Consider the following 13,655-nt stretch of genomic DNA (forward strand, 5'->3'; position numbering starts at 1 on the left):
TTTTTTGAAACCTAAGTTTCGCGCTCATTGAATTCTGATTTTGATACCTTTCGGTATCGAATTGACTGTGCTGAATAAACTATGTTTATTCTGTTGGTCACTCAGTTCAATTGAGACTCTAAATTTGTTTGCGTCATCTAGCGAACTAGAATCTGCTGTTAGAACTCAATCTGTACGAGTGCCCACACAGATGATTGCTTCATATTTTTAAAGAACGTTTCGAAACACTTCGTTGTTTCGAGGGATGTGCATTCTAAGTACTCCCAATTTTTTGTCAACACTTAATTTTGAATTTCTTGAGAAGTTTTCAAAGCTAAGTTTTACTCGACTACCAACTCGTTGGCTTATTGCTTTTCAGCGCTGCTCCCCGTGTCGGTGGATGCGCATTATAGGGAGATCCGATTTAAGTGCAACCCTTTTTTTCGGTTTTTTCTATTTATTTTTCAAATGCTTTTTAGCCCACCGAATCCTAACAACTTATCCACATTTTCTGTGGATAACCCCCAGGAATTTCGGCTTTTGCTGTTCTTTGTGGTAGATTACCGCCCCATTATTTACTCGTTCTTAGAAAAAGGCTAAATACATGGCTGATATCTTAAACTCGATAAGTGGTCTTTTATGGGGCCATCTACTTATCTACCTCTTAATAGCTGCAGGTGTATTCTTCACCATTAGGCTTGGCTTTATTCAATTCACTCAATTCCCATATATGGTGAAGGTAATGATGCAAAGCCGCGAAGGTGCTGAAGATGGTATCTCCTCTTTTCAAGCATTCTGTACTTCACTCGCCGCACGAGTTGGTACCGGTAATATGGCAGGTGTTGGCGTTGCGCTCTATTTAGGCGGTCCTGGTGCTATATTATGGATGTGGCTCATTGCCTTGATTGGTATGGCGACCAGTTTTGCTGAAAGTTGCTTAGCGCAGCTATATAAGACAAAAGATGATGACGGAAACTTCCGTGGTGGCCCTGCTTATTATATGGAGCTAGGTTTAAAACGTAAGTGGATGGGGGTGTTGTTCTCACTTTGCCTTATCCTTGCATTTGGTTTCGTCTTTAATGCAGTACAAGCCAACTCCATTGCTGCAGCATTTAACGTTGCCTTTGATGTGCCTAAATATGTGATGGGTATTGCGTTAGTAGCAGCTTCTGGGATTATCATCTTCGGTGGTTTAAAAACCATTGCACGCTTTGCCGAGCTCGTCGTGCCTTTTATGGCCGTTGCTTATCTTATACTTGCACTTTACGTCTGTGCTGTGAACTTTGCGCAGCTGCCAGATATATTCATGTTAATAGTAAAAAGTGCAATGGGTATTGAACAAGCAGGTGCTGGTGCTATTGGCTACGCCGTAATGCAAGCGATGCTTCAAGGGATCAAGCGCGGCTTATTTTCAAATGAAGCCGGTATGGGTAGCGCTGCAAACGCCGCAGCAAGTGCAACACCAAACCCGAACCATCCTGCATCGCAGGGTTATGTGCAAATGCTAGGTGTATTTGTAGACACTATAGTGATCTGTACAGCGACAGCTTCGCTTATCCTTTTATCTGGTCAGCTTGAGCCAAATTCAGGCTTGACTGGCATTGAGTTAACACAATCTGCGTTGGTTCACCATGTAGGTGAATGGGGTGCAACTTTCGTTGCAGTCGCTATTTTATTTTTTGCTTTTACCTCTATTGTTGCCAACTATAGTTACGCAGAAACCAATCTTCTGTTTTTAGATCATCATTCAAAGAAAGGCATGATGGTATTCAGAGCTTGTGTATTAGGTATGGTAATGTTTGGTGCGGTAAGTGAACTTGGACTAGTTTGGACTCTCGCCGACATTTCAATGGGGCTAATGGCTGTAGTTAACGTGGTTGCACTCTTCATGCTTCGTAAAGTCGTGATGTGGCTTGCTACGGATTATAAAAAGCAGCTTAAAGCTGGCGTAACCCCAGAGTTTGATCCGAGTACCAACCCAGAAGTAGAAAAAACACTACCAAAGGGCATTTGGACTAAATAGACCAATACAGCGCACTAATGCTGATATTTAGTGCGCTTTTTCTTTATAAAACTCACCCGTATATGAAGAAGACCACAAAAACTTCCCCTTGAGTTCATTTAATGTCCAAACAAACCAACCACTTATTGCCTTTCAAAAAAAAATCCGTATAGTAAAGCACAAGTCGGCATATAGCGCAGCTTGGTAGCGCACTGTCATGGGGTGTCAGGGGTCGCAGGTTCAAATCCTGCTATGCCGACCAGTTTTTCCTTACCCTGTTCAATAAATCCTTTAAGTTACCTTTCTGACTTTCATATTTAGCTTACATCTTATTAGTATTTCACCTCAAACAATCCGCGCTGTTGATATTGATTGGATACGGATTGGAGGATATATAGAAAGCGCTGCTTTTCAAAAGTTTGTTATTAAGTCAATCGTCTTCTCAATATACATTAGCACCGTATATCTATTATATATGTCGTAGCCTCTCGTTTTACTCGCTACCAAACTCCTACATAGTAATTTTTAGCACTTAAGGCAATGCTAAAATCAAAGCAATTATCGAATTATATTGGCCATTGATTTCCAAGTTCGCTTTCTTAAACTAATATTAAGAGTACTGTTCAGAACAAGGAGTCACTTATGCCAGGTGCATTCGCCCATATCACGGCAGCTAATTTAGCAACTGAAAACAACGCTTTGATGGCGATGGATATACCTACTAAAGCTAAGCTTATTCTTAGCACTAAACAAAAGTACGTAGAACTTGGTTGTGTTTCGCCAGATTACCCTTATTTGGCTGTTGGCCAATCGGAGCAGAATAAGTGGGCTGACTTGATGCATTACGAGCGTACGGGAGAGATAATTAAAGCGGCTATAGCATATTGCCAAACACTGGATGGGGAAGCGCAAGAAAAATGCTTTGCTTGGCTTTGCGGTTATATGTCTCACGTTGCAGCTGACATTACTATCCACCCCGTTGTGGAATTAAAAGTTGGCCCCTATGAGCAAAACCAAACAGCCCATCGCGATTGTGAAATGCATCAAGACTCGTTTATCTGGGAGCGGCTAAATTTAGGTGAAATTGGCCATGCCGATAGAGTTAAACTCAACATCGGATCATGTACTAATGCCGACGGCACTTTTGATCGCGATATTCAAAGTATTTGGCAGCATATATTAGCACTCGTCCACACTGACTATTCAAATGATGTAGCACCAGACTTTGAAGCTTGGCATGATGGCTTTCAGTTAGTTGTCGATAGCGTCGAGGAAGGTTATCGACTTTTCCCTATCGCGCGACATGTAGCCGCAGGTAGAGGTCTTTTTTATCCACGCAAAGATGAAATAAATCAAGACTACATCGAACACCTAACTACCCCCGATACGCCAATGCATTACAATGAAATTTTCGGTAAAGCGGTTGATAATATTAGGTACTATATAACCATTATCGCTAACGCTGTGTTTGAGAGAAAAGCATACGGCGAAATCCGAAACTGGAACTTAGATACCGGTAAAGATGAGTCAGGTCATTTAACCGCATGGGAGCGATAACATGAAATATATAGCACTTGCCGCCGTTATTGTTTTGTCACTGGGATGCACCAAGACAGCATACAGCAATAACCCTGAAGATATGGCTGATCTTGCTTCTCAGCTCAAAGATATTGCTGCCGCTGTGGATGGTACTTTAAAGTTCAGCACCAAGAAATTTGACGACCCACAAGCGCTACTAATGGCAGCGATTAATAACGATGCCAGCAAAATTGCATCGTTTGAGGGTTATCAACTCAAGGTAGAAACGCAGGCAAACCACGCAGTCCTGTTGTTATGCAAAGATGAGGTGATACTGATTGAAGATGCCGGCTGCACCGCACAGTCTGACGTTCAACATTGGCAAGCGGAACAAAAGCAGGCATGCCAACTAACCATCAATACCACCGAGGTATGCAAGTCTTAACTTGGTTGTTGCTGAGCAGTAACCTGTAATTTAGCTGGTCACGCTCGGCACAGGGATCGTCTTAGGGTTCAGCACTGCGGCTCAGTCAAAAACCCAGTTTATTGCCATGTTTTTCACCAAGTACATACCACTTTCTTGTTTATCACAGCGGCTTTCGCTGGTTCGCGTTATATAAATTGTAGGCAAGTTTTGCTGAGATGCTTCCACTTTTTGGGTTTGATCTGCGCACATTTTCTGCACCACATCACGCAGTGCATTTTCCTCAAGCAGATGACTAATCAACAGCCGTTTATCTTTACCTTTTAGCGGTGGTTGGACGTTTTTTGCTACATTATACAATGCTGACATAAGGTGTTTACTGCTCGCTGGATAAAATGAGTAATAAAAACGCTGTGGAGTGAGCGCTTCAACCACAACCACACCTTTTTTACCTATTACAGAAAAGCGTCCGGTGGTCTTTTCAAGCTTTAGTGCCGTAGTTTCATCGACACCAAAGCCAAACTTTTGACCACTTTGCTGAGCAAGCACCGCAAGCCTAAAGCTTCTGCCTCGCTCGCTGAAGTGTGTATCTAAAATGCCATATGAAAAGGTCCCTAACCCACCCGCTGGATCATAAGTTAATGAGTCAGAAATTAACTTGCCACACCCTCCATGTATATCACAGTTTTGCGCAGGTGCAGCAGCATTTAGCGCCCCATTTTGCAACGCCTCAATGCTGCTACCATTGGTGATCATAGGCACATTGCCAAAGTTATTCTTTCCACCTGACTGCACCGCAGTGCCTGCGCTAGTTCCAATCACGATCGGAACTTGTTTTAATGCCACAGTCCAAGGATAGGGAGTTTGCGTATCACTGGAGTACATGACTTGTTTGGTCAGCGACTGATCACCGCCATTGAACATGATAGCATCGGCGCTCTTTATTTGTCGTGTTATTTGTTCTACACCACGCTGACACAATTTATACTCACTCAGTGTCCTATCTGGGTAAACGGCTTCTCGATTATAAACGCCATTAAGCGTATTTCGGTAAAAATCTAGATTTTTACAAGCGTTGTTGTTGATTGCAGCGGCTAGTGCAGGAGTTAATGGTAACCATTGTGCGTCGATATCGTAGTCTTGAAACAACCCTTGGTAAAAGTCTGCAGACTCGTAAGGGTCTCGAGATGACGCAGTCACAAGTAATAACTTTTTATGCTTGGTTTTAGTAATACTCGCGACGATATCTTCTAGAATTTCAGTGCTTGCGACTTCACTATTCCCTTCGGTATTGACCAACTCAGGGATCCGCTTTTGCCGATACAACAAAGGCAGCTCGAGCATATCAAAGAAAAAGTAAAACTCTTTATTGCTCCACTCTCGGTATAGTTCATCATCCAACTGTTTAACCCATTGGGTAAGATCAGTTTTAGACAGCGCCTTATTTAGCGGTAAATTTTCCAGCAGTTTTAAGGTGCGCTTAAGGTGCTTTTTATTTGCGGTAGGCCAACTACCGGCAAATCTTTTTGTTGCCATTTCATCAACAGAAAATAATAAATGTGTTTTCGCAGCAGCAGAAAACTCGACATTTTCTTCACAATTATTTGTCGCCATACTAGAGCAAGTTTTAAGTGCACCACCTATTAAATAAAGTGTTTGTGCAGAAGGGGTTAAGCTGAAAAAAAGCGTGCACACCGTGATAACTGAGCGGGTAAAAAACGCAACATTCATGATAAATTCCAAACAATTTTGTTAAAAACGACTTGTCAGCACAAAAACGCTTGTGCTATAAATTTTAATGAACATTGCAAAGAGCAAGCTAGCACAAGCCAGTTTGCATTGTCAAAAAACACGAGATGAAACTATGTTGAAGAAAGCGTTCAAATTTGTTTGCTACTTCTACTCACCTCACTACCTTTCAGAGTGGTTCGACGAGTAGACACACGGTGTAATACCGTGGTGTTGTCTATTGAATGCAACCCCACCTATTAATTTCTTATAAAAATTAAACGGCTGTGTATAGGCGCTTTATCGCGATTTTTCGCAGTGGCGTGATCCTTATTCGTGCAGCTGGTGCTGTAGGCGCTTTGCTATCACTTTAGCAAACATTCAAGTACCAGTGAGTTGATTAATCATCACAAAAAATAATACCAAATGTCTTAAGTAAATAATCAAATTGATTAAAGAGTTAATTCAATTGGTATAAATACAGAAATAACGCCACTTGCCTTTACTAAGCCCCTCATCAACAGAAAGTAGGTGAAGTAATGTACAACAGACTATTCATAGCAATTTCTGCAGCCTTGGCTGCTTCTAGTTTAACAATTCAGGCAGAAGAGCAAGATAATCAAAACACAACTTCGGTTGAGCGGATTGAAGTTACGGGCTCGCGGATCAAAGGAGTTGATCTTGAAGGGACACAGCCTATCACCATCCTGAGCGCAGAAGATATTGACCGCTCTGGCGCATCGTCCATTTACGAACTGCTGCAAGATATTCCACAATTAAAAGGAGGTTCAGGCACCTTCTCTACCAGCGAAAGCGGCAGCACATCCACCTCAACTCCGGCAGGCCAAGCCGCTGCAAGCCTAAGAGGGATGGGCCCTTCAGCCACACTAACCTTAATCAACGGTCGCCGTGTCGCCCCTAGTTCTTTTGCAGCTGGCACTCAGAACTTTGTTGATGTAAACGCCATTCCACTTGCTGCAATTGAACGTGTTGAGATTTTAGCCACTGGTGCCTCTGCAATTTACGGCGCCGATGCTGTGGCAGGCGTGATTAACTACATTCTCAAAGACAATTACGATGGTGCTGAGCTAGAAGTTAGCTATGGAAATAGCCTCGAAAGCTCCTATGAAGGGAAAATACAAGTTAACCTAATTTGGGGAACTGAGATTGGCGATGGTAACCTGATGCTATTTGCTGACTTTTATGACCGCAACCAATTCGACGCAACAGACAGGGATTATCTTACAACACCAAACCTCATAAATGGTTACTCTTACCTGCCCAAACTCGAGAATACACCAAATCTTTATTATTACAGCAGTCGTGATGGCAACGAGCTCCCAGCTCCCGGTTGTATGAGTGAGCTGGTAACCACTGAGTATGGTGAACAGATCTGCGCTTATTATGGTAATCAAGACGATGTGTTAAGAACACCATTTGAAAGCATGTCGGGTGGTGCAATGTTTAATCAACAGATTGGTGATTTAACATGGAAAACCGAGTTCTTCATCAGTAAAACCAAGTCCACCGCATACTCAACACCTGCCGCAATCAATCAGCTAGATGATGGCGAAGGCCCTTGGGTGAAAGAGGATGCCCTATTCATTTTTGACGACCAAAATGGTAATAACCCATTGCTAGAGTCACTCTATATCGACCCATTCGATACCTTACTTGGACAAGAGCAATGGGGTTTTCAGTTTGATGCCCGCTTTAATACGCCACGTACCATTGAGGTCGAAAGCCAGAATATGCGCTTGGTCTCAAGTTTAGAGGGCCAATTAGGCCAGTGGGATTGGATATCGGGGCTCATGTTTTCTGAGTCAACATCTGATCAGCTAGCCACCGAAGGCGTTTACAATCGCTATAAATTCCACGCGGCTTTGGCCGGCGAACTCTGTAACGATGGTAATATTGCAGATATCAGCAATGGCCAGTTAAGCTGTGGAAATGCTAGCATACTGGACTTTTATAACCCATTTCTAGTAGGTAATAGTGCTAACGATGCTACCTTAGCCCTGACTCAAGCACGCCCAACAAGGGAAGGAAGCAGTCAGATTTATAGCTGGGACTTTACTATCTCAGGCGAATTATTTACTTGGCAAGATATCACGGTACAGTCCTCCTTTGGTGTTGAGGCACGAAATGAAGAGCTCTCAGATACGCCTTCTCGCGATGCCGTTGCGGATGCCACCAATGATTACCTAGTCGATGTATTTGGTTATGGCTCAAGCATTGCAAATGCGCAGCGAACACAACTAGGTGCATTTGCCGAACTATATATTCCTCTTACCGACACCATAGAGATGCAACTGGCAGGCCGTTATGACCACTTTGATGACTTTGGCTCAACATTTAATCCCAAAATTGGTATTAGTTATCGTCCTACCGATGCATTAATGCTTCGTGCCGGCTGGTCAACTTCATTCAGGGCTCCATCTTTAACGCAAGCGGGAGTAAAACTAAGAACTACCACCTCGACTTTTGATTGTGGCGCTAATCAAGCCGTTGCCAATCTCTACTGTGAAGGTGATGGCACACAAGTCACCGTAAATTCTCTGGAGCTAGGTAATAGCCAGCTTAATGCCGAAGAGTCCGAGTCACTATCTTTGGGGGTTGCTTGGAGTCCAACTCGTGATACCACAGTTACCATCGACTATTGGCAGTTTGAATACACTGATGTCATCGATACTAACATGACTGCTGTACTCAACCGAGCTATCAGCGATGCTTCTTTACGCCACTGTGGACTTGTTCCTGAAGGCCAAATGGGAGTTTCATACGATGAGGATGTGTGTAGCGTTACCGACACCCAAGGTTTAAGCATCACGCAAAGTGGCGCTAATTTAGATGAAATTTTAACTGCTTATATCAATGAATTTGATCCACGCTCACAAAGCTTGCAACTGTATCGAGACCACGTTATTCAGCTAGAGAACACAGGAAGCCAAGACATTGCGGGTCTAGACATTAAATTTGACCATAGATTTAGACTCGAAAACGCAGATTTAATAGTCAAACTAGATGCCACTCATTACCTTGAATATGAGCGCAATAAACCCGGCTCAGATGAAGCTGAAGAACTCGTAGGCACATTCAGATATCCTGAAAATATTGGCAGAGTTTCATTAACTTATAACGCCGATGATTTTTATATCTCGCTAGGAGCAAACTATACTGACAGCTACGCTGATGATATTGAAGGGCTACGAGGAAGAGAAATCGAAGAACTTGCTGAGCTTGGCAAACTGGATAGTGAATCACAACGAGACGTTGACAGCTGGACAGTGGTAGATGTCAGCGCTGGTTATCAATTATCTGGCGGTCTAAGGGTGAGACTCAGCATTGATAACCTTTTCGATAAGAAACCACCTACAGTATATGGCTCTTCTCGAGGCTTCGATTCAATTAATCACAATGCGCTAGGGACTAACTATACGCTTGGATTAACTTACCAGTTCTAATGGAGAAATGGGGGCAACCCCATTTTCGTTATATTTATGCGAAAAACGATAAAAATGCCCGACGCATTTGTTATTTTGCTGGTGATTGCAGGACTCTGTTATGGGGTGTCCCACTTCATTTTGCCTGGCGCTTTTGAGCTTAAAGGCACACAAGAAGCGGTTGCGCTCTCGCAGTTTTTTCAAGCGCAAGCGCCCGCTCCTATACCTTTGTTTGCCACCCAAGGCGAAGCAGGTTTATTTAATGTGCTTTTTGAAGGGCTAGTGAGTGGTGATAGAAATAGCGCAGCGATTGGTGTGATTGCGTTCATCTTAATCACTGGCGGTGCGTTTGGTGTACTGATGCAAACTAAAGCCATCGACAATGGCATCATGGCATTGATCAACTCTACTCAACGTATAGATTGGTTATTTATCCCCTGCCTATTTATCACTTTTGCCTTGGGAGGAGCCATTTTTGGTATGGGGGAAGAGGCCATCGCGTTTTGTATTGTGCTCTATCCTATCATGCAACGCCTTGGTTATAACGCTCAGGTCACAGTTCTGGTCACTTATGTCGCAACACAAATTGGCTTTGCCACCTCCGCAATGAACCCATTTAGCATTGCCATCGCGCAAAGTATTGCACAATTACCGGTATTCTCTGGCGCCGAATTTAGGGTAGCACTTACAGCCTTATTTACGCTGGTTGGGTTGGTTTTTACCGTGCGCTACGCCGCAAAAATCAGAACAAACCATGATGCCGTTGCCGTAAGTACCGCTCCAGATAAATTAGCGCTGGTAGATAAAGCCTTATTACTAGCATTCTTACTGGTGATTGTTTGGGTGATCTATGGCGTCACGGCAAAAGGCTATTATATTCCTGAGCTAGCGACACAGTTTTTTATCCTCGGACTGGTTATTGCCGCCATCGCCAAACTTGGAGAGCGTCAATCCATCGGCCAATCCGTAGACGCATTTAAAACTGGGAGCGCAGAGCTGTTACCTGCAGCGCTGTTGGTGGGATTGGCAAAAGGGCTGGTATTATTGTTAGGTGGTACCGATCTACAAACTCCATCCACTTTAAATACCTTACTCTATTACGCTGCAACCCTAATAACCCAAGTACCCGATGCACTTGCCGCTTGGCTTATGTACGTATTTCAATCCTTATTTAACTTCTTTGTGTCATCAGGTTCCGGACAAGCTGCAATCACAATGCCCATCATGGCACCGCTTTCAGATTTAATTGGCGTGTCGCGACAAACCGCGGTACTGGCTTTTCAACTGGGAGACGGACTCACTAATATTATTATTCCCACATCAGCAAGTTTGATCGGCTGCTTAGGCGTGGTCAAGCTTTCTTGGAATGATTGGGTACAGTTTATCTGGCGCTTTATGTTACTTCTTTTCACCTTAGCAAGTGTGGTTACCCTATTTGCTCAGCTAACAAATTATCAATAAATTTATGCTAACACTTATTAAAAATGTTGAGCTTTTTACTCCAAAAAAGCTTGGAAAACGCGATGTGCTTTTTGCTGGAGGAAAAATTCTAGCAATCGAAGAAAAGATTGAATTAAACAGCAGTATAGAATTCTCTTTGATTGATGGCTCGTCATTTCTTTTAACTCCAGGGTTTGTTGATGCCTTAGTGCATTTTAGTGGCGGCGGCGGCGAGGCAGGTTTTGCAAGCCGTACTCCGCAGATGAACCTTACTGATGCCACCAAACACGGGATCACCACAGTAATAGGCGCACTTGGCACCGACGATGTAAGCAGAACCCATACTGACTTAGTTGCAAAAGCCAAAGGGCTTAAACAAGAAGGATTAAACGCATTTTGTCATACGGGCTCTTATCACTTACCTATCAAGACCTTGGGCCATAGTATTCGTCACGATATTATGTATATCGACGAAATAATCGGTGTCGGCGAAGTGGCTATTGCCGACCACCGTGGCACGCAGCCGTCAGCCAAGGCGCTAGCAAGCGTTGCCGCAGAAGCGAGAACTGCGGGGCTACTGAGTGGGAAGCGAGGCACAGTTTCCATTCACGTGGGTACGGGTGTTGAGCATTTGCAGCTACTGCACGAGGTGGCTCAGTCGACCGAAATACCACTCAATCAATTTTACCCCACGCATATGAACCGCAATGCTGAGCTGCTAACTGCAGGCATCGCATTTTGCAAAGCCGGTGGAACGATTGACTTTACTACAAGCACGACTGAGTATGATCTTGCTAATGGCGAGCTTGCCGCCGCTGAGGCACTAGCATACTGTTTAGACAAAGGCGTTAATCCGCAACAACTCACTATGAGCTCAGACGGACATGCCAGTCTACCTATATATAATGTGCAAAATGAGTTAGTTGGGTTTGAAGTCGGCTCGGAGTCGTCACTGCTTAGTTCATTTCAACAAGCGGTGCAACAGTTTGGTGTACCTATTGAGCTCGCGTTGCAATCCATCACTGCCAATCCTGCGCACATCTTGGGTTTGGACAAAGGTAAGCTTTACGTCGGAGGCGATGCCGACCTTGTACTACTTGATGCCGCAACACTCACGCCACATAGCGTCTGGTGTAACGGTAAAAAGATGCTAGAAGCGCATCAGCCACTGGAAACTGGTTTCTTCTCATAAAGTATAAGGCGGCGCGCTGCCGCCTTATACTTGGTTTATCACCTTGCCTGCAAAAAGTAATCTGAGATCGGAACAGCAACTTGTACTGGCATTAGTTACATTCAATAACATGAATATATTTTCAGTTTGTTGATTTAACACAATGAAGCTGAAGTCGGTGTTACGAAATTATGGAGTCGTGATCTTGGTCATTAAATGCGGTGTTAATATCCCGATTTTGTAAAAAATGCTTCTGAGTATAAAGTCTTAGATTTATATTTCTCCAGTCGTCAGCTACCGAGATAAATAACAATGCCAAACACAACAGGTAGGGAAATAAAGTTAAAAAAGCACAGTGTGCTGCTTTCAACCACGGATCTGGACAGTCGTATCACCTATGCTAATGAATCATTTTGCGACATTGCAGGATATAGTATGGATGAAATGTTGGGACAACCTCATAACTTGGTACGTAATCCAGATATGCCAAAGGCAGCATTCAAAAATATGTGGTCAACCATTCAACGTGGTCAGTCTTGGATGGGGCCAGTAAAAAATTCAGCTAAGAATGGCGATTACTACTGGGTTAATGCATTTGTGACACCCATCAAAGATCCTCAAGGTAAAGTCTCGGAATATCAGTCCGTTAGAACTTGCCCCTCTGCCGAGATAATCAAACGTGCAGAGAAAACCTATGCGACGCTTGACTCAGAAGCACCTATCCGTCGCTATAATAGTCATTCGCTCGCACTTGCTTTAATGTTATTGGCGACTGTATCTGTTGCAATTTTGCCTCTGTTTGATAGTTTTTGGATAATCCTCATCCCTCTAGCTTTGCTGCTTAGCGCCACAGGGCTAATGCTGCAATTTAACAAAAAATATACGCATTTATTAAACCAAGCAAAAACCATTTTTGATAACGATATCATGTCGATAATTTACGGTGGATCTCGCGATAGAATTACCGATATCAGCTTGGCATTTGAAATGCAAAAAGCCAAAATTGCGGCCGTTATTGGGCGAGTGAATGACGTTTCCTTACAAGTCAGCGAAAATGCAAAAATCACCACCCAAAGCGGTCGATCTGTCTCTGAATTACTTAAACAGCAAACCAGCGAAGCAAAAGAAATGGTTGTATACATGGAAGAGTTTTCACAAACCATTGATGAGCTGTCAGAAAATGTCAATCATGCCGCAGATACTGCCAATCACTCAGAGCAACAAACAGGGCTGGGGAAATCAGCAGTTAAAGATGTAATCGACTCTATTCATTATCTTGACGAGCACCTGATGGAGGTCAACAATGCCGTTAATCGCCTAGTCTCTGGCAATGACAAAATTCAAAATATGCTGAGTGTAATTAACTCCATTGCCGATCAAACCAACTTACTGGCACTGAACGCAGCGATTGAAGCAGCTCGTGCGGGCGATCATGGCCGCGGTTTCTCTGTGGTCGCAGATGAAGTCCGTACTTTAGCGCAACGAACGCAATCTTCAACAGAGGAAATCACCACGCTATTAAAAGAGCTCAACGACATATCTAGCTCAGCGGTCGAATCCGTCCAAAAGAGTAATAACCTGTCCAATCAGAGTGTTGACCTTGCAAAGAATAACGGTACTAGCTTAGATACCATTCAAAGCCATGTTATGCATTTGGCCGATCTAAACCGCAGCGTTGCCGCAGCGATTGAACAACAAAGCGGTGTGGTAAAGCAGATAAGCCTCAATGTGGAGAGCGTAACAAAGCTGGCAGAAAAAGGTACTGAACACGGCGAGCAATCGTTTGCTCTAAGTCAAGAGTTGCTTCATCAGATAGAGCAACAAACGCGTCTAATTCAGCAGTTTACTCATGCATAAACGAGATGATCACGCTAAGGCTAGAGCCGCAAAGCAAGCTGACGTAAATCAGAATTAAGCGCATTGTGGTGCTTATTTAGCATAAACCCACAA

At 43.5% G+C, this 13,655-nt stretch carries 8 protein-coding genes and 1 tRNA gene; 8 read left to right on the forward strand and 1 reads right to left on the reverse strand.

All coding sequences use genetic code 11. The features are described 5' to 3' along the window. Positions 1 to 583: 583 nt before the first annotated feature. The 4 genes from DRB05_RS06220 (at position 584) to DRB05_RS06235 (ending at position 3,944) form a co-directional block, all read left to right on the forward strand. The gene (locus tag DRB05_RS06220; RefSeq protein ID WP_128726161.1) at positions 584 to 2,002 is read left to right on the forward strand and encodes a sodium:alanine symporter family protein; all 1,419 of its coding nucleotides are present in this window, start codon (positions 584 to 586) and stop codon (positions 2,000 to 2,002) included. Positions 2,003 to 2,166: 164 nt separating this feature from the next. Further along, a tRNA-Pro gene (locus DRB05_RS06225) sits at positions 2,167 to 2,243 on the forward strand. 380 nt (positions 2,244 to 2,623) lie between these two features. Then, entirely contained in the window at positions 2,624 to 3,538 is a 915-nt protein-coding gene (locus tag DRB05_RS06230; RefSeq protein WP_128726162.1) for a zinc dependent phospholipase C family protein, read from the forward strand. A gap of 1 nt (position 3,539) precedes the next feature. Then, a complete protein-coding gene (locus DRB05_RS06235) occupies positions 3,540 to 3,944 on the forward strand; it encodes a hypothetical protein (protein ID WP_128726163.1) in 405 nt (134 codons plus the stop codon). Positions 3,945 to 4,025: 81 nt separating this feature from the next. On the opposite strand, the gene DRB05_RS06240 is transcribed toward DRB05_RS06235, so the two are convergent. After that, the gene (locus DRB05_RS06240) at positions 4,026 to 5,654 is read right to left on the reverse strand and encodes a cyanophycinase (protein ID WP_128726164.1); all 1,629 of its coding nucleotides are present in this window, start codon (positions 5,652 to 5,654) and stop codon (positions 4,026 to 4,028) included. Between the two features lie 536 nt (positions 5,655 to 6,190). Here DRB05_RS06240 and DRB05_RS06245 point away from each other — a divergent pair. The 4 genes from DRB05_RS06245 (at position 6,191) to DRB05_RS06260 (ending at position 13,562) form a co-directional block, all read left to right on the forward strand. Beyond that, positions 6,191 to 9,115: a TonB-dependent receptor gene (locus tag DRB05_RS06245; RefSeq protein WP_128726165.1), complete on the forward strand. Its 2,925-nt coding sequence runs from the start codon at positions 6,191 to 6,193 to the stop codon at positions 9,113 to 9,115. Between the two features lie 36 nt (positions 9,116 to 9,151). Further along, positions 9,152 to 10,555, forward strand: coding sequence for a putative basic amino acid antiporter YfcC (yfcC, locus tag DRB05_RS06250; RefSeq protein WP_170178624.1), 1,404 nt, complete (start codon positions 9,152 to 9,154; stop codon positions 10,553 to 10,555). 4 nt (positions 10,556 to 10,559) lie between these two features. Further along, positions 10,560 to 11,726 carry a beta-aspartyl-peptidase gene (gene iadA / locus DRB05_RS06255; protein ID WP_128726167.1) on the forward strand — a complete coding sequence of 389 codons (1,167 nt, stop codon included), beginning with the start codon at positions 10,560 to 10,562 and terminating at the stop codon, positions 11,724 to 11,726. A 291-nt stretch (positions 11,727 to 12,017) separates the two neighbouring features. Next, positions 12,018 to 13,562: a PAS domain-containing methyl-accepting chemotaxis protein gene (locus tag DRB05_RS06260; RefSeq protein WP_128726168.1), complete on the forward strand. Its 1,545-nt coding sequence runs from the start codon at positions 12,018 to 12,020 to the stop codon at positions 13,560 to 13,562. The last annotated feature ends 93 nt before the right edge of the window (positions 13,563 to 13,655 follow it).

The sequence above is a fragment of the Pseudoalteromonas sp. A757 genome (assembly GCF_004103285.1).
Lineage (GTDB): Bacteria > Pseudomonadota > Gammaproteobacteria > Enterobacterales > Alteromonadaceae > Pseudoalteromonas > Pseudoalteromonas galatheae.

Bases quoted from the DNA above. Each gene is read 5' to 3' on its own strand.
- yfcC (WP_170178624.1), top strand. From the start codon at position 9,152: ATGCGAAAAACGATAAAAATGCCCGACGCATTTGTTATTTTGCTGGTG.
- DRB05_RS06260 (WP_128726168.1), top strand. From the start codon at position 12,018: ATGCCAAACACAACAGGTAGGGAAATAAAGTTAAAAAAGCACAGTGTG.
- DRB05_RS06245 (WP_128726165.1), top strand. From the start codon at position 6,191: ATGTACAACAGACTATTCATAGCAATTTCTGCAGCCTTGGCTGCTTCT.
- DRB05_RS06235 (WP_128726163.1), top strand. From the start codon at position 3,540: ATGAAATATATAGCACTTGCCGCCGTTATTGTTTTGTCACTGGGATGC.
- iadA (WP_128726167.1), top strand. From the start codon at position 10,560: ATGCTAACACTTATTAAAAATGTTGAGCTTTTTACTCCAAAAAAGCTT.
- DRB05_RS06230 (WP_128726162.1), top strand. From the start codon at position 2,624: ATGCCAGGTGCATTCGCCCATATCACGGCAGCTAATTTAGCAACTGAA.
- DRB05_RS06220 (WP_128726161.1), top strand. From the start codon at position 584: ATGGCTGATATCTTAAACTCGATAAGTGGTCTTTTATGGGGCCATCTA.
- DRB05_RS06240 (WP_128726164.1), bottom strand. From the start codon at position 5,654: ATGAATGTTGCGTTTTTTACCCGCTCAGTTATCACGGTGTGCACGCTT.